This window comes from Bradyrhizobium sp. 197, from assembly GCF_023073375.1.
In the GTDB taxonomy this organism is placed as follows: Bacteria; Pseudomonadota; Alphaproteobacteria; order Rhizobiales; family Xanthobacteraceae; genus Bradyrhizobium.
This window is the reverse complement of the sequence record NZ_JADPJJ010000058.1, coordinates 69,071-92,022: the sequence shown is the minus strand read 5'-3', so window position 1 is coordinate 92,022 and position 22,952 is coordinate 69,071. Positions and strand designations below refer to the sequence as shown.

Below are 22,952 nucleotides of genomic sequence, written 5' to 3'. Positions count from 1 at the left end.
TGTCTAACCGCGTGGCTCAGCTTTTGTTCTTAGTCATCTTCGCCTTTCGGCCGCGATCGGTTTTGACGGCAAGACGCTGATTCATCCGTCGCAGATCGACGCCTGCAACGCGATCTTCGCGGACGCGATCGCAGCGACGAGCAAGCCGTAGCTCAGCCTCGTCACTCGGCACTTCCATACAATGGGCGCGGGTCCCTTGGGGAACCGACGCCGTCATCGGCCGTTGCCTTGCATCGAGCGGCTGGGACAATCGGAGCCCCGCCTTGGCGCGGGCCATCGCCGCATGCGCATTTGGCAAGGAAGTTCGCCGGCCTTCACCTTCGTGTTCACCATGGGCATCGTCAATCTGTTCGGCGATGTCACTTATGAGGGCGGCGGCAGCATCAATGGTCCGTTCATGGCGACGCTGGGGGCGAGCGCCGCCGTGGTCAGCATCACCGCCGGCGCGGGAGAGTTTCTTGGCTATGCGCTGCGGCCCTTCTCCGGATACCTTGCCGACAAGAGCGGGCGCTATTGGCTCATCACCTTCATTGGCTATGGCATCAACCTGATTGCGGTGCCTGCGATGGCGGTTGCAGGAAACTGGCAGATCGCTGCTTTGCTGGTGCTGGCCGAGCGTGTCGGGCGCGCGATCCGCAAGCCGACGGTCGAGGCGATGATCTCGTACACGACCGGCGAACTCGGCAAGGGGTGGGTTTACGGTCTCAACACCGCGCTCGACGAGGTCGGAGCTACGATCGGACCGCTCATGATTGCCGCCGTCCTTTTCTGGAATGGCAGCTATCAGCTGGGCTATCTGCTGCTGCTGATTCCGGCGTTGCTTGCATTCCTGTCGCTCGCTGTGGCGCGCGCCGGCTTTCCCGTGCCTTCGAAGCTCGAGCAGGGTCAGACCGCTTCGGCCGGTGATTTCTCGCCTGCCTTCTGGGGCTACATGATCGCAGGCGCACTCTTTGCTGTCGGTCTTATGAGCTTTGAGCTGATCTCGTATCATTTCGATCGAACGCACGTCGTGACCGGGCAGTGGATACCTGTCTTCCTCGCGATCTCCACCGGATGCGGAGTCCTCGTCAGTCTTGCTTTCGGGAAGCTGTTCGATCGCTTCGGGCTACCGGTCGTGCTCGTTGCAGTTCTGCTGTCGGCGACGTTCTCGCCCTTCGTGTTCTTCGGCGGCTTCGGCACGGCGCTTGTGGGCATCGTATTGTGGGGAATCGGCTACGCCACTCAGGACACGCTGCTCAAGGCGCTGGTTGCGACCGTCCTGCCGGAAGGCAGGCGCAACCTTGCCTTCGGTCTGTTCTATGGAGGCTATGGCATTGGCTGGCTGATCGGCAGTGTCGTGACGGGTCTGCTCTATGAGCGCTCGATTCTGGCGCTGGTCATCTTCGCAATCGCCGCGCAGCTTGCATCTTTGCCGATGTTTGTCCTTGCCAGCCGCTTACAGCGTTAGTGGGTCACCGGCGCCGCAATCATCGCTGCCGCGCGTCCGCTCCGTTGGCATAGAGCAGGCGCCCCGACAAATGACCCGCATCCGTAAAGACGGGCAGCAGGCACAGGAACCCAGCAATGCGCAGGGCAGATGCAGTGCGCCGTGGGTCACCCGATCGAGCGTTTCCAACGTCGACGCATTGGCACAGTAGCCCTGATAGTTTTCCGCCGCGCTGGATCAAATTAGGTGCTCAGCCGAACCGCTCGGCCGCCCACGCATACAGGCTGCCCGGGATCGGCTTTTCGCCGCCGCGCCCTTTCGGCGAGATGTGCAGGCCGATGATGTCGGGGTCGGTGATGAGGCCGAGATAGCTCGAGGGATCGAAGAACAGTTTTGGCTCAGCGTGGACGGCGTAGAACGACTGCTTCGGCAATGCGCAGTTCAACTCGCCGGTGCGGCGCGCGAGCGCGGTGAGCGCCGCTGGCCCAAAGATCGCGATGCGGATGTCGGAGAGGCGGTTCGAACCGCCGCGCAGGCGGCGCACCGCAAACGTGACGCGATGGCGCAGCGACAGCCAGTCCGGCGTCAGCTCCTCCTGCTCCATCAGTTCCTCAAAGGCGCCTACGATGCCGTGCTCGGCCGGCAGATAGATCACGGAATTGCCGAGCTGGCGCGGCCGCTCCCAGGCGAAGTAGGGTTTTGCCGGATCGATCTCGGCGGGCTTGAGCAGCAGCACGTCAGCGTCGAGCCAGAGACCAAGACCCTTCGCCATCAGCTTCATGCGGAAGAAGTCACTGAACTGAAGCGTGGTCCAGTCGCGCCAGCTTCCATCCGGCTGCGGCGGGCGCAATCGTTCGGAGAACGCGTGCGGCAGGATCGCCTCGGCATCCGCATTGTCGACGCCGGCGGGCAGGCCGGGAATGGTGTCAAAGCTGTAGACCGTGACCTTGTGGCCGGCCGCGAGCTGCGAACGCAGACAGGTCTGGCGCAGGGTGTCCATCGGGCCATGCCAGAAGGTGACGATGTCGGGCAGCATGCGCGAAGCTATACGAGATAATGAGGGCAAAGAAAAAGCCCCGGCGCTGATGGCACCGGGGCTCGTGTAAAAGCTTGCGATCAAGCCCAGGCGCGTTCGCTCTTGAGCTTCTCTTCATAAGTGTCGATCGAGGACTTCTTCTCCATCGTGAGACCAATGTCGTCGAGGCCGTTGATCAGGCAGTGCTTGCGGAACGGGTCGATCTCGAACTTGACCTTGCCGCCGTCGGGTCCGCGGATCTCCTGGTTCGGCAGGTCGATCGTCAGCGTCGCGTTGGCGCCGCGCTCGGCGTCGTCGAACAGCTTGTCGAGGTCTTCCTGGCTGACGCGGATCGGCAGAATGCCGTTCTTGAAGCAGTTGTTGTAGAAGATGTCGCCGAACGACGTCGAGATCACGCAGCGGATGCCGAAATCGAGCAGCGCCCAGGGCGCGTGCTCGCGGCTCGAGCCGCAGCCGAAATTGTCGCCGGCCACCAGCACTTTCGAGGTGCGATAGGCGGGCTGGTTGAGAACAAAGTCCGGGTTCTCGCTGCCGTCGTCCTTGTAGCGCTGCTCGGAGAAGAGCCCCTTGCCAAGACCGGTGCGCTTGATGGTCTTGAGGTACTGCTTCGGAATGATCATGTCGGTATCGACATTGATGATCTTCAGCGGCGCCGCGACGCCTTCCAGCGTGGTGAACTTGTCCATGGTTGCGCTTTCCCGGGGTGGCTCAGAGGAACCGATATTTATCGCGATCGAGCCCCAAATCCTAGGCCGAATTCGGCAGATCTCGTCTGCTCAACCCGGCTCTTGGGCCTCAATCGCGGCCATATCGTCGTCCGAGAGGCCGAAATGATGTCCGATCTCGTGGATCAGGACGTGGCGGACGATATGGCCGAGGCTCTCGTCGTGCTCGGCCCAGTAATCCAGGATCGGCCGGCGGTAGAGCCAGACCATGTTGGGCAAACGCGCCACGTCGCCAAAACTCTGCTGCGGCAGGCCGACGCCCTGGAACAGGCCGAGCAGGTCGAACTCGCTCTCGCATTCCATCGTGTCCAGGACTTCCTCGGTTGGGAAGTCGTCGACGCGGATGATCACGCCCTCGCAGAGCTTGCGAAATTCCGCCGGCAGGCGCTCGAAGATGTCATGGGCCGTCGCTTCCATCTCGGCCAGCGAAGGCGCTTTCAATTCCGTCCACATGGATCCCTCTTAGCGCGGGTTCCGCGGCGATGCATCCGACATTATAAGCGCGGCGAGGTTGACGGGCGCCGTCAAAACGGGGAGCGTAGAGCTTCGAATAGGACGTTCAAGTGGGCGGAAAAATGCGAACGAAAACAGCGCTGACGCTACTGTGCATGGGGTTGTTTTCGCAGTTTTGCGTTGGCGCGGAAGCCCAGACCGCGGCCCCCGGGATCAGGCTGGCCCAGGCGGCCTCGTCAGACGATGTCCCGCCGCCGCGCAAGCGGCGCCCGGCGCGTCTGCGCGTTACGCCCTACTACACTCCTGACGGCGTCTATCCGCGCTACAACCCCGGTCCCGATGCGGTCCGCGAGTGCAACGCCACCTATGTGCAGGAATACCGCCCCAGCGGCACGGTGATCGTGCCGCATATGAGCTGCTACTGGCGCCGGGGCTGAGTTGGCCGATCCCGCCGGCAGCACCGCATGCGGGCGCAGCAGAGGTCGGTCATGACGAGATGGATCGGAGTAGCGGTTGCCCTCGGGCTGATCGTCGCTTCGCCCGGCGTCTCCATTGCCGCGACGCCGGATGCCGCAAAGTCAAAGGCATCGGCGTCCGCAACAGACCTCGGTGCGCCGCGTCACAGGCGCCATCATGACGCCGTGCGCCGTGTCGCACCTCACGAGCAGCGTTACTACGCGCGGCCCGTCCACTACCGTCCTTATCCTTACGGCGTGCCCGCACCGTTCGTGCTCGGCTTCGGGCCGTGGTGGTGACGTCGCAGCACGACGCCGGGAACGTCGTTCATTCATGAGGCATTCACGTCGCCGTCCCTAATTTAATCTTGGGAGCGACCATCAATGAACAGCGCAGACGCGCGGCGCGAACGAGTGTTGCAACTCCGCTGTCCAGACTCAGGGAGAAATCGATGCTGAGGATATTGGGTCTCAGAGCGAGCCCGATCCGCTTGCTCGGGATTGCGGCCGCCGCGACGCTGATGCTGTCGGCCGGGACCACGCGTCGTGCTGAAGCAATGACTCCGATCAATCCGACGGCGTTGCCGGCGGCGAAGGCCGCAAGCGACGACATGATCCAGGTTCGCCACGGCGGCGGTGGCGGCGGTGGACATGGCGGTGGTGGACATGGCGGCGGCTTCCATGGAGGGGGCGGCTTCCACGGTGGCGGAGGACATTTCGGCGGCTTCCGCGGCGGTGGCTTTCGCGGCGGTGGCTTCCACGGTGGTGGCTTCCGCGCCGCGCCCGCCTTTCATGGTGGCGGCTATCGCTACGGCGGAGTTCATCGCTTTGGCGGCTATCACCGTTATGGCGGCTATCGTCCCGCCTACTACGGCCATCGCCATTTCCACCGGCGCTATTACGGCGGCTACTATCCCTATTACAGCTATCCGCGCCGCTGCCGGGTCATCTGGACCTATTACGGCCCGCGCCGCGTCTGCCGCTGGCATCGCTGGCACCATCCGTACCGGTATTGGTAAGCACGATCGAAATGAAAAGGGCGCCTCGGTGGCGCCCTTTTTCATTCGGTGGCTTAAAGCCAATCCTTCAGCTTCCACGAAGCCGACTTCCAGCGTGTGAGGTTCTCCAGCTTCCACTGCTTGAACATCGCCGGCGGCCAGCGGCTGAGCCTTGAGGTTTCCTCGACCTCGGGTTTGGCGACGATGCGCAGCGGCGCGGTGCGCCGCCGATGCTGGGGCGTCGCCGCGCTGATCAGATCGACATATTCAGGCTTGTTGGCCATGAGGCGTGTCCTCGCGAAACCGTCGCGAGGACGCAGTGTCGGCGCTGCCGATTAACGGCGGGTTGCCGCGATCGTTCAAATTGCAGGAAGCGGCTCAGCGCCACTCCCTGACGTCGACGAAGTGACCCGCGATCGCCGCGGCCGCCGCCATCGCCGGCGACACCAGATGGGTGCGGCCCTTGAAGCCCTGGCGGCCCTCGAAATTGCGGTTCGAGGTCGAGGCGCAACGCTCTTCCGGAGCCAGCTTGTCCGGGTTCATGGCGAGGCACATCGAGCAGCCCGGCTCGCGCCATTCGAATCCGGCCGCGATGAAGATCTTGTCCAGACCCTCGGCCTCGGCCTGCTCCTTCACGAGGCCGGAGCCCGGCACGACCATGGCGTTGACATGCGCTGAAACGGTCTTGCCTTGCGCAATCTTTGCTGCCGCGCGCAAATCCTCGATGCGGCCGTTGGTGCAGGAGCCGATGAAGATGCGGTCGAGCTTGATGTCGGTGATCTTCGTGCCCGCGGTCAGGCCCATGTACTTCAAGGCGCGGTGCTTCGACAGGCGCTTGGCCTCGTCCGCGATCTTGTCGGGGTCGGGCACGATGCCGGTCACCGAGATCACGTCCTCGGGGCTCGTGCCCCAGGTCACGATCGGCGGCAGCTTGGCGGCGTCGAGGCGCAGCTCGTGGTCGAAATGCGCGCCCTCGTCGGAGCGCAGTTTCTCCCAGTAACGCATCGCCGCGTCCCAGGCGGCACCCTTCGGCGCCTTGGGACGATCGCGCAGGAAGTCGTAGGCTTTCTGATCGGGCGCAACCAGGCCGGCGCGCGCGCCGCCTTCGATCGACATGTTGCAGACGGTCATGCGGCCTTCCATGCTGAGCGCACGGATCGCATCGCCGGCGTACTCCAGCACGTAGCCGGTGCCGCCCGCGGTGCCGATCTCGCCGATGATGGCCAGGATGATGTCCTTGCCTGTCACGCCGTCCGGCAATTTGCCGTCGACGGTGACGCGCATGTTCTTCGCCTTCTTCTGGATCAGCGTCTGCGTCGCCAGCACGTGCTCGACCTCGCTCGTGCCGATGCCGTGCGCGAGCGCGCCGAACGCGCCATGCGTCGAGGTGTGGCTGTCACCGCAGACGATGGTGGTACCGGGCAGCGTAAAGCCCTGCTCGGGGCCGATGACGTGGACGACGCCCTGGCGCCTGTCGAACTCGTCGTAATATTCGATGCCGAATTCCCTGGCGTTGTCAGCCAGCGCCTTGATCTGCTCGATGCTCTCCGGATCCGGGTTCGGCTTGGTGCGGTCGGTGGTCGGGACGTTGTGATCGACGACAGCGAGCGTCTTCTCGGGCGCGTGGACCTTGCGCCCGGTGGTGCGTAGGCCTTCGAACGCCTGCGGTGAGGTCACCTCGTGCACCAGATGGCGATCGATATAGAGCAGGCAGGTGCCGTCCTCGGCTTCGTGCACCAGATGGTCGTTCCAGATCTTGTCGTACAATGTGGTCGGCTTGGACATGAGCGTCAGCTCCAGGAATGTTGTGTAGAGCGGGTTGCGCGGGTGGCGCGCGGGGCAACAAAATCGTCAGCGCAGCTTTTAGGCTGCGCGCGTAAGCTCTGACGTTGCCGAGGTCGCGAAGCGCCCGAAGAACCGGCCAGGCAGCCGTGAGCGATCGTCGATGACGATGCGCTTGGCGGACGAGAGGCTGGTCGGATCTGGAAACATTCCAAGAATATATAGCAGGCCGAATTGGAATCGCGAGGGCTTTCAAGGCTCGCGCAAGACATGCCCCTCACCCTGAGGAGCGCGCCTCAGCGCGCGTCTCGAAGGGCGAGGCCATCGGCGGGCCTGCATCCTTCGGGACGCGCGTTCCGCGCTCCTCAGGATGAGGGGCGAGACCTGCGAGCAGGCAACAAAAAAGCGCGGGGTTTGGCCCCGCGCTCTCCGAAACTCGCCTGTAAGCGAGAGCTTACTCGTTGACGGCGGTGGCGCGGTCCTGCTTTTTCTCGACGATGCGGGCCGACTTGCCGCGAAGGCTACGGAGATAATAGAGCTTGGCGCGACGCACCTTACCGCGGCGCACCACCTTGATCGAGTCGATCATCGGCGACATCACCGGGAACACGCGCTCGACGCCCTCGCCGTAGGAAATCTTGCGGACGGTGAAGCTCTCGTTGAGCCCACCGCCGGAGCGGCCAATGCAGACGCCTTCATAGGCCTGCACGCGGGATCGGTCGCCTTCGACCACCTTCACGTTGACGATCACGGTGTCGCCCGGTCCGAACTCCGGAATCTCCTTGCCGGCGGCGAGCTTGTCGAATTGCTCTTTTTCAAGCTGTTGGATCAGGTTCATGGGTAAGTCTCCATCGGCGCGCCCAGCCGCAGGACGGGGGCTGCGCGAAATTCGTCTATCCAGCTATTGCGGATGTGGCCGCTCCTATAGGACAAGCCGGAGCGTTTGTCACCCGTCTGTCTTGTTTTTTGGCGTTTTTTGGCGCCCGGCCCGATTCGGGGCCTTGCTCGGGATTTGGGCCCACAAATCGGGTCGCCGGGCCGCCGTCAGGGCCTCCGCTTCCGCCCGCCGCCAGCCAGCGACCTTGGCATGGTCGCCTGAGGTCAGGATTTCGGGGATCGGAGTTCCCTCGAACAGCTGCGGACGGGTGTATTGGGGGTATTCGAGCAGGCCGTCCGAAAAGCTTTCCTCGGTTCCCGAGGCTTCCTTGCCCATCACGCCCGGCAGCAGCCGGACGCAGGCATCTATTAGCGCCAGCGCGGCGATTTCACCCCCGGACAGCACGTAATCGCCGATCGAGACCTCCTCCAGGCCCCGCCCGTCGATCACCCGCTGATCCACCCCCTCGAACCGCCCGCAGACGATCAGGGGACCCGGACCCTTGGCCAGCTCCAGGACGCGCGCCTGGGTCAATGGCCGACCCCGAGGGCTCATCAGCAGTTTCGGCCGGTCCTGTTCGCTTTTGGCGGCATCGATGGCCGCCGCCAGAACATCGGCCCGGAGCACCATGCCCGGCCCGCCGCCGGCCGGGGTGTCGTCGACGCTGCGGTGGCGGTCGGTGGCCGAGGCCCGGATGTCCCGCGCCTCCAGCTCCCAAAGCCCGGACGCCAGCGCCCGGCCGGCCAGGCTCACGCCCAGCGGCCCCGGAAACATGTCCGGAAACAGCGTCAGCACCGTCGCGCGCCAGGGGGAGGAGGTGGTCATCGGATCCTTCGTCGGTCCCGGACAAGCGCAGCGCTGAACCGGGACCCATAATCACCACAGCCAGTTTTGCGACGGCTGGAGCGACCAGCTTAGCCAAAAAACCACGGCCTGTGGTTATGCGTCCCGGCCTTCGTCCTTGTCCTCGCCCTCGATCTCCTGCGGCAGCGCGATCACGACGCGGCCGCCGGCAAGATCGACCTCGGGCACCACCGCGTTCGTGAACGGCAGCAGCAGCGTCGGGCCTTTGGGCGGAGCGATCTCGATGAGGTCGCCGGCGCCGAAATTATGAATCGCGAGCACGCGGCCGAGCGCGTCGCCGTCAGGGGTGACGGCGGCAAGCCCGATCAAATCGGTGTGGTAATATTCGTCCGCGTCGGTCGCGGGCAGCTTTTCGCGCGCGACGTAGAGCTCGATGCCGTTGAGCCGTTCGGCCTCATCGCGGGTCGTGACGCCCTTGAACGTCGCGACCAGATGATCCTTGGCCTCGCGCGCCTGCGCGACCTCGAACTGGCGCTTGCCGTCCTTGGACGAGAGCAGACCGTAGCGCCTGATGGCAAAGGGATCTTCGGTGAAGGTCCACAGTTTGACGGCGCCGCGCACACCATGCGCGGCGCCGATCCGCGCGACGCAGACCAGCTCCGGCATGGTCTGGCCTTAACCCTTCGCGGCGGCTTCGGCCTGCGCCTTGCGCTCCTTGCGCGGCACGGCCTTCTCCGGATTGTTGCGCGCTTCGCGCTTCTTGACGCCGGCGGCGTCGAGGAAGCGCGACACACGGTCCGACGGCTGCGCGCCCTTGGCGAGCCAGGCCTTCACCTTGTCCATGTCGAGCTTCAGGCGGGTCTCGTTGTCCTTCGGCAGCAGCGGGTTGAAATAGCCGAGACGCTCGATGAAGCGGCCATCACGGGGAAAGCGCGAATCGGCGACGACGACGTGATAGACGGGGCGCTTCTTGGTGCCTGCGCGGGCGAGGCGGATAACGACGGACATCTGGTTCTCCTTGAAAGTACGGTTTGTTCGGTTGATCGGTATTTCGCGTTGCGCGGGACACCTACGACCCGTGCGACGAATTGCTCATTTCTTCTTGCCCGGAAATCCGCCGAGGCCCGGAAGCATCGGCTTGCCGCTCAGCCCGGTCAGGCCGGGAACGTTCGGCAGACCGGTGCGCAGACCAGCCGGCAAATCCTTCGGCAGGCTGGGCAGACCTTGTCCGCCGCCACCCTGCATCTTCTCCTGCAGCGCCTTCATCTCTTCCGGCGAAGGCGGCTTCATGCCGCCGCCAAAGCCCATCGCCTGCGCGATGCCGGCGAGCGGGCCGCGCTTGCCCGAACCCATGGCCTTCATCATGTCGGCCATGTTCCGGTGCATCTTGAGCAGCTTGTTGACCTGCTCGACGCTCTGGCCGGAACCTGCGGCGATGCGCTTCTTGCGGCTCGCCTTGAGCAAATCGGGATGACGGCGCTCGTCGCGCGTCATGGAATCGATCACCGCGACCTGGCGCTTCAAAATCTTGTCGTCGATGCCGGCGGCCGCGATCTGGTTCTTCATCTTGGCGATGCCGGGCATCATGCCCATCAGCCCGCTGATGCCGCCCATGTTCGCCATCTGCGACAGCTGCTCGCGCATATCGTTGAGGTCGAACTGACCCTTGCGCATGCGCTCGGCGGTGCGCGCGGCCTTTTCGGCGTCGATGTTGGCGGCGGCGCGTTCGACCAGCGAGACCACGTCGCCCATGCCGAGGATGCGGCCGGCGATACGGTCGGGATGGAAATCCTCCAGCGCATCGGTTTTTTCACCGGTGCCGAGCAGCTTGATCGGCTTGCCCGTGACGGCGCGCATCGACAGCGCGGCGCCGCCGCGGCCGTCGCCGTCCACACGTGTGAGCACGATGCCGGTCAGGCCGACGCGCTCGTCGAAGGCGCGGGCCAGGTTGACGGCGTCCTGGCCGGTGAGGCTGTCTGCCACCAGCAGCACTTCATGCGGATTGGCGGCGGCTTTGATGGCTGCCGCTTCCGCCATCATCTCTTCGTCGAGTGTCGTGCGGCCGGCGGTGTCGAGCAGCACGACGTCGTAGCCGCCGAGCTTGCCGGCCTCCAGCGCACGCTTCGCGATCTGAGCCGGCTGCTGGCCGGCGACGATCGGCAGCGTCGGAATGTCGAGGTCGCGGCCCAGTACGGCCAGCTGCTCCATCGCCGCGGGACGGTAGATGTCGAGCGACGCCATCAGCACCTTGCGCTTGTCGCGCTGGACCATGCGGCGGGCGAGCTTTGCGGTGGTGGTGGTTTTGCCGGAGCCTTGCAGGCCGACCATCATGATCGGCACCGGCGGCACGGAATTGACGTCGATGGTCTGGCTTTCGGCGCCGAGCATGTTGATCAGCTCGTCATGGACGATCTTGACCACCATCTGGCCTGGCGTGACCGACTTGACGACGGTGGCGCCGATCGCCTGCTCGCGGACCCGCTCGGTGAAGCTGCGCACCACTTCGAGCGCGACGTCGGCTTCCAGCAGCGCGCGGCGCACCTCGCGCATCGCGGCGTCGACGTCCTTTTCGGTCAGCGCACCGCGCCCCGTCAGACGATCGAGAATGCCGCCAAGCCGTTCCGACAGATTGTCGAACAATGCCGTTGTCCTTTTTCACCTCTCCCCGCAAGCGCGGGGCGAGGGAGCAGAAAATCCAAACACCTTTACGCCCGAGGGCGCATAGCGCTGTCGGGCGTTGGCCTCTGGCCTCAGGGACCAGTCGGCGGGTCGAAAAGAAAGCCTTTCCGAGAAGTGGCGGGGTTAAACGCCGCTGACGCTCAAAAGTCAAGGAAAGTTAGGGGGGCGGAACGCCTTCGCCAGGGTAAGTCACTGAAAAGATGATTCTTTTGACCGCAAGTTCCTTTTTTCTCTGGCCCGGCCCATATGAGGGTGATGTCCTGCCGCTCCGACCAGCCCTGAAGCTTGACCCGTGAAGATCACCCGCCGCCGCCTTTTCGGACTGCTTGCCGGGGCCAGCGCGTTGGTTGGCGTGCCCTCTCTTTGGATGTCCCGCATGAAAACCTATGACGGTCCCGCCTCCGACCATTTCGACGGGCTGACCTTCTTCGATCCGGACGGCGCGCCGCCGAAATCGCTTCGCGAGGTGCTGCGCTGGCAGTTCGGCGGCAAGCGACAGCGCGCGGCCTGGCCGGACTGGGCGCCGAGCCCCCACGCCGATACCCCGCCGGCGCGCGTCGACGGCGACAAGGTGCGGCTCTCCTTCGTCGGCCATGCCAGCTGGCTGATCCAGACCGGCGGCCTCAACATCCTCGTCGATCCCGTCTGGTCGACGCGGGTCTCGCCCGTCAGCTTCGCGGGACCGAAACGGCATAACGATCCCGGCATTGCCTTCGACAAGCTGCCGAAGATCGATATCGTGCTGGTCTCGCACGGTCACTACGATCACCTCGACATCGCGACGCTGTCGCGGCTCGCCAAGAATTTTGCCCCGCGCGTGGTCACCCCGCTCGGCAACGACGTCACGATGCGGAGCACCGATTCCACGCTCAAGGTGGAAGCCTTCGACTGGCACGATCGCGTCGAGCTCGGCGGCGGCATCGCCGTGACGCTGGTGCCGACCCGGCACTGGTCGGCGCGCGGCATGTTCGATCGCAACAAGGCGCTGTGGGCGAGTTTCGTGCTGGAGACGCCGGCGGGGAAAATCTACGTCGTCTGCGATTCCGGCTACGGCGATGGCAAGCATTTTCGCCGCGTCGCCGAGAAGTATGGGCCGTTGCGTCTCGCGATCCTCCCGATCGGCGCCTACGAGCCGCGCTGGTTCATGCGCGATCAGCACATGAATCCGGAAGATGCGGTGAAGGCGCTGGCGGATTGCGGCGCGCAAGCCGCGCTGGGGCATCATCACGGCACGTTCCAGCTGACCGATGAGGCAATCGACGCGCCGGCCAAGGCGCTGGTCGGGGCGCTGGATGCAGCAAAGATTCAGCAAGAGCGGTTCGTGGCGATGAAGCCGGGGCAGGTGGTGGAGATTTAACGTCCTGGCAAACCGCTGGTGCCCCGGACGCAGCGCAGCGTCTCTTCGACGGTGCGCTGCAGAGCCGGGGCCCATGCTTGCGGCACGCTGGGTCCCGGCTCAGCGCAGCAGCGTTTCACGCTGCAGCGCGTCCGGGACACGAGACCTACTGCTCCTTTGGCTTGATCGCCCAGCTCACATTCACCGTCACCGATAGTGTTTCCTCGCCCGGTGCGACGGCGGCGCCGCCTGCGGCCATTGGAGCAGCGGCCATGCGGCCCTTGAACAGCGGCATCGGGGCACCGCCTTCGGACACGCTGAGCGGCGCACCTAATGTCACACCGGCGGCCCTGGCATAGATCTCCGCCTTGCGGCGGGCATCGGTGACCGCCTGCTCGCGGGCGTCGTCGAGCAGTTTTGACGCCTGCGTCACTTCGAAGGAGATATTGCCGATATCGTTGGCGCCGGCGCCGACCAGCGTGTCGATGATGCCAGCGACCTTGGTCACGTCGCGGATTTTCACGGTGACGCGGTTAGAGGCGCGGAAGCCGACCACGGGCGAGGCGCCGGTGGATTTGTTCTGGCCATATTGCGGTTGCAGCGACAGCCGCGAGGTCTGGTAATCCTTCTCGGCAATGCCTGCGCTCTTCAGCGCCAGCAGCACCTTGCCCATCGCCGCATTGTTGGCGTCGGAAGCTTCCTTCGCCGACTTGGCGTCATTGGCTACGCCAGCATTGATCTGCGCCAGATCAGGCGCGGCGGAAATCGTGGCTTCGCCGCTCACCGAAATCGCGGACGGAAAATCGTCGGCGAGCGCAGGCGTTGCCGGCAGCGCGGCGGCAAAGGACGTAACAAGGGAGGCAAAAAGGATGGCAGGCTTTTTCATCGGTCTCACTTCAGCGGCACGAAAACATTGATCACGAGCTTGTCCTCCGCCGTCTTCAGGGGATCGGTGAGGTACTCCTCGATGAAGGTGTCCTTGGCTTCCAGCTTCTTGTCGTCGAGGTGATTGGTGATCGCCTCGTAGGTGTTGTCCATGTTGTCGTAGGAGCCGCGATGGACAAATTTCAGGGCTTTGCCCTCCGGCGATTTGCCGACGCTCATGTCCTTGGGCAGGTTCTTCGGGTCCTGCTCGACCGGGATCTCGGCAAGGAAGGTGAAGCCGGTGTCGTCGGTCGAGGTGTAGACGATCATCGAATTGCCGGCGTGCTTGATGCCCTGCTTGTCCAGCAGCGTGTTCAGCGCCTTGAAGGCGTCGATCAGCGTGTCGAAGGCCGAGTCCCAATTGGCGGTGCCCTTGACCATCACGACCTTCTTGGGCTCGAGCGTGGCCTCCTGGCCGAAGGGATCGGCGGTCTGCACGGGAGCCGGGTTTGCGGCGGCAGCGGGCGGCGGGGCGGCGGGGCTCGGTGAGGCACTGGCTGCGGGTGAGGGCGACGTTGCAGGGCTTGACGTCGCAGGGCTTGGCGAGGCGCTGGCCGCCGGCGAGGGCGTAGCCACGGGTGCGGGCGAGGCACTTGCCGCGGGGGCGGGCGAAGCCGACGGGGCCGGCGAGGGGCTCGCTGATGCGGCCGGCGCCGGGCTCGGCGTTTGGGCCAGCGTGGCGGACAGACCAAACGACAAGGCCGCTGCCGGGATCAGGGCGGCCAAAGCGAGACGACGAAACCTGAACATTTTTACTCTCCCCAAAACCTTATGCACCAAGGCCTTAATCCACCAAGGGCTTAACCCGGCTGCGCGTCCCGGTTTGCGCGAATTGCGTCGTTCTAACACGCGACCGCCGAATTCGTCCCATGACAGATGCGTCATGGCAGACGTCCTGACGTCAGGTGGCAAATCACTGGCCAAGCCGGCAAGGATCGCCATATAAGGCAGGCGAAATTCGGGAATTTTCATGAGCGCGCTGGCCAATCACGCATTTGCCAAGATGAACGGCATCGGCAACGAGATCGTCGTTGTCGACATGCGCGATTCCACCTCGCCGGTCACCCCGGACGATGCCCGCGCGGTGGCGTCGGCTCAAGGCGGCGTGCCCTACGACCAGTTGATGGTGCTGCAGAAGCCGCGGTTCGACGGCACCGAAGCCTTCATCCGCATCTACAACAATGACGGCTCCGAGGCCGGCGCCTGCGGCAACGGCATGCGCTGTGTGGTTCGGCGCCTGTTCGAGAAGACCGGCCAGACGACGGTGACGTTCGAGACGGCCGCGGGCCTGCTCAATTGCTGGCAGGGTCCTGCGCCCGATCTCTACACTGTCGACATGGGCGCGCCGAAGTTCGGCTGGCAGGACATTCCGCTCGACCAGGAATTCCGCGACACCCGCTACATCGAACTGCAGATCGGTCCGATCGACAATCCGATCCTGCATTCGCCCTCGGTGGTGAGCATGGGCAATCCGCATGCGGTGTTCTGGGTCGATGACGTCAACGCCTACGATCTCGAGCGCTTTGGTCCGCTGCTGGAAAATCACCCGATCTTCCCCGAGCGCGCCAATATCACGCTGGCCCATATCGTCGATCGCGACCACATCACGATCCGCACCTGGGAGCGCGGCGCCGGCCTCACCAGGGCCTGCGGCTCCGCGGCCTGCGCCACCGCAGTCGCGGCGGCGCGGCTGAAGCGCGCCGGGCGCAATGTCGAGATCACGCTGCCCGGCGGCAAGCTCGGCATCGAATGGCGCGAGCGCGACGACCACGTGCTGATGACGGGCACGGCGACCTTCGAATATGAAGGCAGTTTCGATCCGGCGCTGTTCGCGCCGGTCGGCTGATGGCCGTCGACATCGTCACCTTCGGCTGCCGCCTCAATGCCTTCGAGGCCGAGGTGATCCGCCGCGAGGCCGAGAGCGCGGGCCTTTCAGATACCATCGTCATCAACAGCTGCGCCGTCACCAACGAGGCGGTGGCGCAGGCGCGCCAGTCGATCCGCAAATTGAAGCGCGAGCGGCCGGGAGCGCGCATCGTCGTCACCGGCTGTGCCGCGCAGACGCAAAGCGGCATGTTCGCCGCTATGGCCGAGGTCGATCGCGTCGTCGGCAATGACGACAAGATGCGGTCGTCCGCCTGGCGCGAGGCGCGCAATGCGTTCGATCTCGGTGCCAGCGAAAAAATCGCCGTCAGCGACATCATGGCAGTGAAGGAGATGGCGCCGCATCTTATCGACGGTTTTGCGAGCGGCTTGCCGCGCGTGTTCGTGCAGGTGCAGAACGGCTGCGACCATCGCTGCACCTTCTGTATCATTCCGTTCGGGCGCGGCAATTCGCGCTCGGTGCCGATGGGCGCCGTCGTCGATCAGGTGCGGGCGTTGGTCGAGCGCGGCCATGCCGAGATCGTGCTGACCGGCGTCGATCTCACCAGTTACGGCAGTGATCTGCCGGGTGCACCGAAACTCGGGATGCTGACGAAGCAGATTTTGCGGCATGTGCCGGAGCTCAAGCGGCTGCGCATCTCTTCGATCGATTCGATCGAGGCAGATCGTGATCTGTTAGATGCTATCGCCGACGATTCGCGGCTGATGCCGCATCTGCATCTGTCGCTGCAGTCCGGCGACGACATGATCTTGAAGCGCATGAAGCGGCGGCATTCGCGTGGCGACGCAATTGCGTTCTGCGACCAGGTGCGCCGTCTGCGGCCGGACATCGCGTTCGGGGCCGACATCATCGCGGGCTTTCCGACCGAGACCGAGGAGATGTTCTCGCGCTCGCTCGATCTGGTCGAGGAATGCGGCCTGACTTTCCTGCACGTCTTCCCCTATTCGCCACGCCCCGGCACGCCGGCCGCGCGGATGCCGCAGGTCGCGGGGCCAGTCATCAAGGAACGCGCGAAGCGGCTACGTGCGGCGGGCGAAGCGGCATTGCGCCGCCGGCTGCAAGCCGAGATCGGCGCCACGCGTGAAGTGCTGATCGAGAGCGCGGAGCAGGGACGGACGGAGCACTATCTGCCGGTGGCGATTGGGGGCGAAGAGGTGGGAAGCGTCGTGCCGCTCAGAATTACGGCTAGTGATGGCGAGCGGTTAGCCACATAGTCAGTGTCGTCGCCCGGCTTGACCGGGCGACCCAGTACGCCGCGGCCCCTCCGTACCTCACGAATGTCTCTGGAATACTGGATCACCCGCTTTCGCGGGTGACGACATCTTCAACTTGGTACGCAGCGTACGCCTACAACGCCCGCACCTGCCAGAACCTGAGCGTCCGCCGCGCATTCTCCGGCGTCATGCGTGCGTAATGGCCTTGCGCCCTCGCGATGTCCGCCGGCTTCATCGCGCCCGTCGCAAAACGGCTTTCGAGCACGGCGGCGGTGGTCTCCCAGCTGAGCTGTGCCGCCTTGCACGGCACCAGCAGGCCGTCCTCGCGCAGGCTCTGCATCAGTGGGCGAATCACTTCGACGGTCGATCCGGACAGTGCCGCCAACGCCGCCACGGCTTCTTCATAGCGCCGCTGCGTGGCGAAGCCGAGCAATGTCGTCTCGGTCAGCTGGCCGCCCGCCTTGAGGTTTGCAATTGCCCGTTTGGCACCTTCGAAGTCGCGGACCCCCGACATTTCGCGCTCGACGCCGACGGTGACCGCTGCAATCGCGCCCTGGATCTCGTCGAACAGATGCGTCGGCGCGCGCGACAACAGGCGGGTGCGCACGGCGTCGGTCGCCGAGCGCAGCAACTCGCGGCGCAGATCCGATGGCAGGTCGACGCGGACGCCGACGCTGACGGCGAGTTCGGGATCGGCCTCGGCCTGTCCGACGATGACGGCAAATCCGTTGCCGGAAACGCGCGCGCCGGGATTGGCGGCAAGTCGCCGGCTGACGCTGGGATAGCGCCGCGCCAGCAGCGCATCGGTGACGATCTCCTTTAACCACCAGCGCCCGGCGACCGCGAGCAGATGCGGCTCGCCTTTGCTCGATGCGATCTTCACCAGCTCGCCATCGTCGAGGCGCGCGGATTCCTGGAGCACGGGACCGGCGATGCGGATCTCGTCATTGTTGGCGAGGCGGCGGATGACCGATGGCGGCGCCTGCGCGATCGGCGCGAGTTGCGCGCTGATCTCGGCGAGCGCAACGCGCGCACCCATGTCGGCGATGGCCCGGAGCTCGATGGTGCCGATCAGGCGCTCGAGCACGTCGTCGAACAGTGCGATCTGCTCGTCGTCAAAGCTGCCGGCGGAGGACAGGAACAGGTCGGTGACGCGGCGGGCGGTTGCCAGGCCCTTTTCCGCGGAGCCTGTCCGAAGCGCGCACTCGACCTCGTCGATGATCGATAACCCGGCCGTGGACATGACGCGCAGCTCGTCCTGAGCAGATTGACGGAAGCTTGTTCTAAGCAACCGCTATCATGAGGGACGAGCACTGAACGTTTCGTAAACTATAGGAAGCCCGGCGGGCACTGATCCTCATCCTGAGGAGCCCGCGAAGCGGGCGTCTCGAAGGATGGCCGCAGGTGAGATCCGGGCCTGCATGGTTCGCCCGGCGATGCAAGGCATCGTCCGGAGACGCGCGTTCCGCGCTCCTCACCATGAGGGTCTAAAATGGCTATTCTCCGTTCCACCCGCAGGCGCGGAGCCGCTCGTGCATGTGGGGCGGCGCCGGCGCCACGACGCGGACCGGCTCCTTATTCCGGGAGATCGGCACCACGATCTCGCGGGAATGCAGGTGCAGTTTCGGTTCCCCGAAACGCGGGCCGTTGCCGTAAATGTTATCGCCGAAGATCGGCCATCCCGTCGACGCCGAATGCACCCGCAATTGATGGGTCCGCCCGGTCACAGGTTCCATGGCGAGCCAGGTGAGGCCATTGCCCCGGCCCATCACCTTCCAGTTGGTGACCGCCTTCTGGCCTTCCGGATCCGGCTTCTGCCACCAGCCACGTTCGGCATTGAGCCGGCCGAGCGGCATATCGACGATGCCTTCGTCCTGGGCGGGGCCGCCCTCGACGATGGTCCAGTAGGTCTTGCCGATCTTGCCATGCTTGAACAGCAGGCCGAGCGAGGCGGTCGCCTTGCGATGACGGCCGAGGATGAGGCAACCGGAGGTGTCCTTGTCCAACCGGTGGGCCAGCACCGGCGGCCGCGGCAGGCCGAAACGGAGCGCGTCGAAGGAAGTTTCCAGATTGGCGCCACCCTTGGGGCCGCGATGCACCGGCAGGCCGGCCGGCTTGTCGATGACCAGCATCAATCCGTCGCGATGGAGCACGCGCGCCAGGATTTCATCAGCGGTCAATTCGGGAACATCGAGCAATTGCAGGACTTTCGGTCAAGACTTTCGTTTGGGAGCCGGAACGGCTAACACACCGCCACCATGAACGATACCACCCCCGAGACCCCCAAGCTGAGCTGGTGGCGCCGCCTGTCCGACGGGCTGAAGCGCACCTCGTCCTCGCTCGGGACCGCGGTCGCCGACCTCGTCACCAAGCGCAAGCTCGACCGCGCCATGCTCGACGACATCGAGGACGTGCTGCTGCGCGCCGACCTCGGCACCTCTGTCGCGGTGCGGATTGCGGACGCCGTCGGCACCGGGCGCTACGACAAGGCGATCTCGGCGGACGAGGTCAAGGACGTCGTCGCGACCGAGGTCGAGAAAGTGCTGGCGCCGGTGGCGAAGCCGCTCGAGATCGACGCCGGCAAGAAGCCCTTCGTCATCCTCGTGGTCGGCGTCAACGGCTCCGGCAAGACCACCACCATCGGAAAACTCTCGCAAAAATTCGCGTCCGAAGGCCGCAAGGTGATGCTGGCCGCCGGCGACACGTTTCGCGCCGCAGCGATCGAGCAGCTCAAGGTTTGGGGCGAACGCACAAAGACGCCCGTCATATCGGGCGCGCAGGGCTCGGATTCAGCGAGCCTAGCTTTCAACGCGCTGACGGCGGCGAAGGAGCAGGCCGTCGACGTGCTCCTGATCGACACCGCCGGTCGGCTTCAGAATAAGGCCGAGCTGATGAACGAGCTCGAAAAGGTCGTGCGGGTCATCCGCAAGGTGGACGCAACTGCGCCCCATGCGGTGCTGCTTGTGCTGGATGCCACCGTCGGCCAGAACGCGCTATCGCAGGTTGAGGCCTTCCATCGCACGGCCGGGGTCACCGGCCTCGTGATGACGAAGCTCGACGGCACCGCCCGCGGCGGCATTCTGGTGGCGCTCGCGGAAAAATTCAAACTGCCGGTGCACTTCATCGGCGTCGGCGAAGGCGTCGACGATCTCGCGCCGTTCACCGCGCGCGATTTCGCCCGCGCGATTGCCGGAATCGAATCGTAGGTTTCTATCGTCATGCCCCGCGCAGGCGGGGCATCCAGTACGCCGCGCCGTTAGTTGTGGATCACAAGCGTCTCGGAATACTGGATCCCCCGCCTCCGCGGGGGATGACAGCAACAAAGGTCAAGGAATGGACAAGACCCAGCCGCATCCGCTGTTCAAGCTTGCGACCGAGCTCGGCCCGCTGCTCGTGTTCTTCTTCATGAATGCGAAGTTCAATCTGTTCGCCGCGACCGGCGCTTTCATGGTCGCGATCGTCATTGCAATGATCGCCTCCTATGTGGTGACGCGGCACATCCCGATCATGGCGATCGTGACAGGCGTCATCGTGCTGGTGTTCGGCACGCTGACCCTGGTGCTGCACGACGAGACTTTCATCAAGCTCAAGCCGACCATCATCTACGCCCTGTTCGCCGCGATCCTCGGCGGTGGCCTGTTGTTCGGCCGCTCCTTCATCGCCATCATGTTCGACCAGATGTTCAACCTGACGCCGCGGGGCTGGCGCATCCTCACACTGCGCTGGGCGCTGTTCTTCGCCGGCATGGCGGTGCTGAACGAGATCGTCTGGCGCACCCAGAGCACGGACTTCTGGGTGAACTTCAAGGTGTTCGGCGTCACCCCGCTGACCATGGTCTTCGCCATCGCCCAGATGCCGCTGACCAAGCGTTATCATCTCGAGCCGGCGTCGCTGGAGGCAAGCGAGGCCGAGGCGGGGGATGTGCGGAAGGGTTGAGCTCTCTCAACTCGTCATTGCGAGCGAAGCGAAGCAATCCAGAATCCCTCCGCGGGGACAGTCTGGATTGCTTCGTCGCAAGAGCTCCTCGCAATGACGGTGACTATTTCAACGCCTTCTCCATCTGCGGCAACAACACCGTCCGCAGATTGTCCGGCGTGATCGGTCCCACCATCTTGTAGACGATGGTGCCTTCGCGTCCGACCACAAACGTCTCCGGCACGCCATAGACGCCCCATTCGATCGAGGCGCGGCCGTTGGCGTCCACGCCGACGTGGCCGAACGGGTTGCCGTAGCGCCCTAGGAAGCGCCGCGCGTTGTCGGCGGCGTCCTTGTAGTTGATGCCGACGAGCTGGAAGCGTTTGTCTTTTGCCAATTCGGTCAGGAGCGGCGCCTCGTCGTGGCACGGCACGCACCAGGACGCCCAGACATTGACGAGGCTGACCTTGCCCTTGAAGGCGGCGGGATCGAGGCCGGGGATCTGCGCGTTATTAGCCTGCAATCCATCGAGCGGCGGCAGCGTGGTTTGCGGCGCGGGACGACCGATCAGCGCGGAAGGAATCCGCGAGGGATCGCCGCTGCCGAGCCGGAACCAGAATAACAGTGCCAAGCCGATGAAGGCGACCAGCGGCAGCACCATCAGGAAGGTGCGGCGCTGCGGCGGAGCGGACGTCGGTTGATCGCTCGTCATCGCTGATCACTCCCGCTGCGCCCCGAACGGCGGGTGATGCCGCTGCGGTCGAAATCGCGCAAGCGCTGGGTCTGGCTACGGTAGTCGAGCACGATCCAGCCGATCAGGATCACGACCACGAGGGCGGCGGCGGCGTAGGACGTCACGATGAAGGGCGCGTAGGGACCAAGCGACATCATCATGCAGCCCCAATTTCGTTTGACGCGTTTTCTTTACGCGAACCGGTGCCCACGTCGCTCGAAAACGCCACACGGCTCGCCTGCATCATTTGCAGCGAGCGGACACGGCGGCGCAAAATCTCGTTGCGCATCGCTGCCAGATGCAGCGTGACGAACAGAAGCGTGAACGCGATCGCCATCACCAGCAACGGGATCAAGAAGGATTTGTCGAGCGACGAGCCGCCCATCCGCATCACCGATGCCGGCTGGTGCAGCGTATTCCACCAATCGACCGAGAACTTGATGATGGGCAGGTTGATCGCACCGACCAGGGTCAGCACGGCCGCAGCGCGCGCCGCGCGGGAGGGATCGTCGACCGCGCGCCACAGCGCCATCAGGCCGAGATACATCAGGAACAGGATCAGCACCGAGGTCAGCCGCGCGTCCCATTCCCAATAGGTGCCCCACATCGGCCGGCCCCATAGCGATCCCGTCAGCAGCGCAAGAAAGGTGAAGGCGGCGCCGATCGGAGCGGCGGCTTTGGCGGCGACGTCGGCGAGCGGATGCCGCCACACCAGCGTGCCGAGCGAGGCCAGGCTCATCACGCCCCATACGAACATCGACAGCCACGCATTGGGCACGTGGATGAACATGATCTTCACCGTCGCGCCCTGCTGGTAGTCGTCCGGCGCGTAGGCCGATTGATAGAGCCCGATCGTGAGCAGGATGGCAGTCGCGGCCGCAAGCCATGGCAACACCCGCGCCGTCAGCGCGAGGAACCGTGTGGGGTTGGCGAGGTCGATCAGGGTCATGGTATTCTGATAGTCACAGGTAAGCGCTCAGGCAATCAGCACGAAAGTCCGGAGCGAAAGTTGATCGGGGTCAAGGTCAGTCCAGTCCATGCTTCAGGCTCGCCGCGGCCGCGAAAGGGCCAACCACGAGGCTGACCAGCGACAGCGCGCACAGGATCGAGAACGGCGCGCCGAACGTCATGGGTCCGACGATCACGGCCTGCGAGGCCGCGACCCCGAAAATCAGGACCGGAATCGACAGCGGCAGCACCAGGACGGCCATCAGCAAGCCGCCGCGGTGCAGCGTCACCGCCAGCGCCGCGCCGATCATGCCGGTGAACGTTAGCGCCGGGGTGCCGGCAAGCAGCGTCAGCGCCACAGCGCCGGTTGCGACCATGTCGAGGTTGAGCAGCAGGCCGAGCACGGGGGTTGCGACGATCAGCGGCAGGCCGGCGGCGAGCCAATGCGCCAGCGCTTTCGACGCGCAGGCGAGTTCCAGCGGTGTCCGGCTCATGGTGATCAGGTCGAGCGAGCCGTCCTCGTGGTCGGCCATGAACAGCCGGTCGAGCGTCAGCAGGCTCGCCAGCAGCGCGCCCAGCCACAGGATCGCCGGCCCCAGCCGCGACAGCAGCGCCAGATCCGGCCCCACCGCAAACGGCATCAGCACCACCACGGTCAGGAAGAACAGCACGCCAATCAGCGCCCCGCCGCCGACGCGAAGCGCGATCCGGATGTCCCGGCGAATGAGGGCGGACAGGGCGGTCATGGGGTGGCTCTCGCAA

Annotated in this window: 27 protein-coding genes; 9 read left to right on the top strand and 18 right to left on the bottom strand. The window is 64.7% G+C overall.

All coding sequences use genetic code 11. From position 1 onward, the window contains the following. The first annotated feature begins 283 nt into the window (after positions 1-283). Positions 284-1,447 carry an MFS transporter gene (locus IVB27_RS13855; protein WP_247444110.1) on the top strand — a complete coding sequence of 388 codons (1,164 nt, stop codon included), beginning with the start codon at positions 284-286 and terminating at the stop codon, positions 1,445-1,447. A gap of 229 nt (positions 1,448-1,676) precedes the next feature. Here IVB27_RS13855 and IVB27_RS13850 read toward each other — a convergent pair whose 3' ends face one another. From IVB27_RS13850 to IVB27_RS13840, 3 genes are all read right to left on the bottom strand, one after another. After that, the gene (locus tag IVB27_RS13850) at positions 1,677-2,462 is read right to left on the bottom strand and encodes a glycosyltransferase family 32 protein (protein WP_247444109.1); all 786 of its coding nucleotides are present in this window, start codon (positions 2,460-2,462) and stop codon (positions 1,677-1,679) included. Between the two features lie 80 nt (positions 2,463-2,542). Continuing rightward, entirely contained in the window at positions 2,543-3,148 is a 606-nt protein-coding gene (gene leuD, locus IVB27_RS13845) for a 3-isopropylmalate dehydratase small subunit (RefSeq protein ID WP_092027938.1), read from the bottom strand. Positions 3,149-3,238: 90 nt separating this feature from the next. After that, positions 3,239-3,640 (bottom strand): metallopeptidase family protein, encoded by a 402-nt coding sequence (locus IVB27_RS13840; RefSeq protein ID WP_247444108.1) that lies wholly within the window; start codon positions 3,638-3,640, stop codon positions 3,239-3,241. Positions 3,641-3,795: 155 nt separating this feature from the next. On the opposite strand from IVB27_RS13840, the gene IVB27_RS13835 reads away from it, so the two are divergent. The 3 genes from IVB27_RS13835 to IVB27_RS13825 all read left to right on the top strand — a co-directional run bounded on the left by IVB27_RS13835 (position 3,796) and on the right by IVB27_RS13825 (position 5,114). Further along, positions 3,796-4,077 carry a hypothetical protein gene (locus IVB27_RS13835; RefSeq protein WP_247444195.1) on the top strand — a complete coding sequence of 94 codons (282 nt, stop codon included), beginning with the start codon at positions 3,796-3,798 and terminating at the stop codon, positions 4,075-4,077. Between the two features lie 51 nt (positions 4,078-4,128). Further along, positions 4,129-4,395 (top strand): hypothetical protein, encoded by a 267-nt coding sequence (locus IVB27_RS13830; RefSeq protein WP_247444107.1) that lies wholly within the window; start codon positions 4,129-4,131, stop codon positions 4,393-4,395. A gap of 152 nt (positions 4,396-4,547) precedes the next feature. Continuing rightward, positions 4,548-5,114: a hypothetical protein gene (locus tag IVB27_RS13825; protein WP_247444105.1), complete on the top strand. Its 567-nt coding sequence runs from the start codon at positions 4,548-4,550 to the stop codon at positions 5,112-5,114. Positions 5,115-5,167: 53 nt separating this feature from the next. On the opposite strand, the gene IVB27_RS13820 is transcribed toward IVB27_RS13825, so the two are convergent. From IVB27_RS13820 to ffh, 7 genes are all read right to left on the bottom strand, one after another. Further along, entirely contained in the window at positions 5,168-5,377 is a 210-nt protein-coding gene (locus tag IVB27_RS13820) for a hypothetical protein (RefSeq protein WP_247444104.1), read from the bottom strand. Positions 5,378-5,471: 94 nt separating this feature from the next. Next, positions 5,472-6,878, bottom strand: a complete 1,407-nt coding sequence (gene leuC / locus IVB27_RS13815; protein WP_247444103.1) for a 3-isopropylmalate dehydratase large subunit — start codon at positions 6,876-6,878, stop codon at positions 5,472-5,474. A 451-nt stretch (positions 6,879-7,329) separates the two neighbouring features. Further along, a complete protein-coding gene (rplS, locus tag IVB27_RS13810) occupies positions 7,330-7,713 on the bottom strand; it encodes a 50S ribosomal protein L19 (RefSeq protein ID WP_247344496.1) in 384 nt (127 codons plus the stop codon). Between the two features lie 108 nt (positions 7,714-7,821). Further along, positions 7,822-8,577, bottom strand: coding sequence for a tRNA (guanosine(37)-N1)-methyltransferase TrmD (trmD, locus tag IVB27_RS13805; protein WP_247444102.1), 756 nt, complete (start codon positions 8,575-8,577; stop codon positions 7,822-7,824). Positions 8,578-8,691: 114 nt separating this feature from the next. Beyond that, complete coding sequence (gene rimM, locus IVB27_RS13800) at positions 8,692-9,222, bottom strand: ribosome maturation factor RimM (protein ID WP_247444101.1); 531 nt, start codon at positions 9,220-9,222, stop codon at positions 8,692-8,694. Positions 9,223-9,231: 9 nt separating this feature from the next. Further along, the gene (gene rpsP / locus IVB27_RS13795) at positions 9,232-9,564 is read right to left on the bottom strand and encodes a 30S ribosomal protein S16 (RefSeq protein ID WP_014438992.1); all 333 of its coding nucleotides are present in this window, start codon (positions 9,562-9,564) and stop codon (positions 9,232-9,234) included. Between the two features lie 84 nt (positions 9,565-9,648). Beyond that, on the bottom strand, positions 9,649-11,196 hold the full coding sequence (gene ffh / locus IVB27_RS13790; protein WP_247444100.1) for a signal recognition particle protein: 1,548 nt from the start codon (positions 11,194-11,196) through the stop codon (positions 9,649-9,651). A gap of 331 nt (positions 11,197-11,527) precedes the next feature. Between ffh and IVB27_RS13785 the strand changes: the two genes are divergently transcribed. Next, positions 11,528-12,592 carry an MBL fold metallo-hydrolase gene (locus IVB27_RS13785; RefSeq protein ID WP_247444099.1) on the top strand — a complete coding sequence of 355 codons (1,065 nt, stop codon included), beginning with the start codon at positions 11,528-11,530 and terminating at the stop codon, positions 12,590-12,592. A gap of 145 nt (positions 12,593-12,737) precedes the next feature. Here IVB27_RS13785 and IVB27_RS13780 read toward each other — a convergent pair whose 3' ends face one another. Both IVB27_RS13780 and IVB27_RS13775 read right to left on the bottom strand, forming a co-directional pair. Then, the gene (locus tag IVB27_RS13780; RefSeq protein WP_247444098.1) at positions 12,738-13,457 is read right to left on the bottom strand and encodes an SIMPL domain-containing protein; all 720 of its coding nucleotides are present in this window, start codon (positions 13,455-13,457) and stop codon (positions 12,738-12,740) included. Between the two features lie 5 nt (positions 13,458-13,462). Then, positions 13,463-14,245 carry a GyrI-like domain-containing protein gene (locus IVB27_RS13775; RefSeq protein ID WP_247444097.1) on the bottom strand — a complete coding sequence of 261 codons (783 nt, stop codon included), beginning with the start codon at positions 14,243-14,245 and terminating at the stop codon, positions 13,463-13,465. 220 nt (positions 14,246-14,465) lie between these two features. Between IVB27_RS13775 and dapF the strand changes: the two genes are divergently transcribed. Further along, a complete protein-coding gene (gene dapF / locus IVB27_RS13770) occupies positions 14,466-15,341 on the top strand; it encodes a diaminopimelate epimerase (RefSeq protein WP_247444096.1) in 876 nt (291 codons plus the stop codon). Next, positions 15,341-16,594, top strand: coding sequence for a tRNA (N(6)-L-threonylcarbamoyladenosine(37)-C(2))-methylthiotransferase MtaB (gene mtaB, locus IVB27_RS13765; RefSeq protein ID WP_247444095.1), 1,254 nt, complete (start codon positions 15,341-15,343; stop codon positions 16,592-16,594). Before dapF ends, mtaB begins: the two co-directional genes overlap by 1 nt. 133 nt (positions 16,595-16,727) lie before the next feature. Here the strand turns inward: mtaB and IVB27_RS13760 are convergent, their stop codons facing one another. Then, positions 16,728-17,837, bottom strand: a complete 1,110-nt coding sequence (locus tag IVB27_RS13760; RefSeq protein ID WP_247444094.1) for a DUF2336 domain-containing protein — start codon at positions 17,835-17,837, stop codon at positions 16,728-16,730. Positions 17,838-18,090: 253 nt separating this feature from the next. Then, entirely contained in the window at positions 18,091-18,792 is a 702-nt protein-coding gene (locus tag IVB27_RS13755) for an RluA family pseudouridine synthase (RefSeq protein WP_247444093.1), read from the bottom strand. A 60-nt stretch (positions 18,793-18,852) separates the two neighbouring features. On the opposite strand from IVB27_RS13755, the gene ftsY reads away from it, so the two are divergent. Further along, positions 18,853-19,800, top strand: coding sequence for a signal recognition particle-docking protein FtsY (gene ftsY / locus IVB27_RS13750; RefSeq protein ID WP_247444092.1), 948 nt, complete (start codon positions 18,853-18,855; stop codon positions 19,798-19,800). Between the two features lie 127 nt (positions 19,801-19,927). Next, a complete protein-coding gene (locus IVB27_RS13745; RefSeq protein ID WP_247444091.1) occupies positions 19,928-20,530 on the top strand; it encodes a septation protein A in 603 nt (200 codons plus the stop codon). Between the two features lie 103 nt (positions 20,531-20,633). On the opposite strand, the gene IVB27_RS13740 is transcribed toward IVB27_RS13745, so the two are convergent. The 4 genes from IVB27_RS13740 to ccmB form a co-directional block, all read right to left on the bottom strand. Further along, on the bottom strand, positions 20,634-21,221 hold the full coding sequence (locus IVB27_RS13740; RefSeq protein WP_247444090.1) for a DsbE family thiol:disulfide interchange protein: 588 nt from the start codon (positions 21,219-21,221) through the stop codon (positions 20,634-20,636). Continuing rightward, positions 21,218-21,403, bottom strand: a complete 186-nt coding sequence (ccmD, locus tag IVB27_RS13735) for a heme exporter protein CcmD (RefSeq protein ID WP_247444089.1) — start codon at positions 21,401-21,403, stop codon at positions 21,218-21,220. The genes IVB27_RS13740 and ccmD overlap by 4 nt, the downstream gene beginning before the upstream one ends. Next, a complete protein-coding gene (locus tag IVB27_RS13730; RefSeq protein WP_247444088.1) occupies positions 21,400-22,191 on the bottom strand; it encodes a heme ABC transporter permease in 792 nt (263 codons plus the stop codon). The genes ccmD and IVB27_RS13730 overlap by 4 nt, the downstream gene beginning before the upstream one ends. Positions 22,192-22,267: 76 nt before the next feature. After that, complete coding sequence (gene ccmB / locus IVB27_RS13725; protein ID WP_247444087.1) at positions 22,268-22,936, bottom strand: heme exporter protein CcmB; 669 nt, start codon at positions 22,934-22,936, stop codon at positions 22,268-22,270. Between the last annotated feature and the right edge of the window lie 16 nt (positions 22,937-22,952).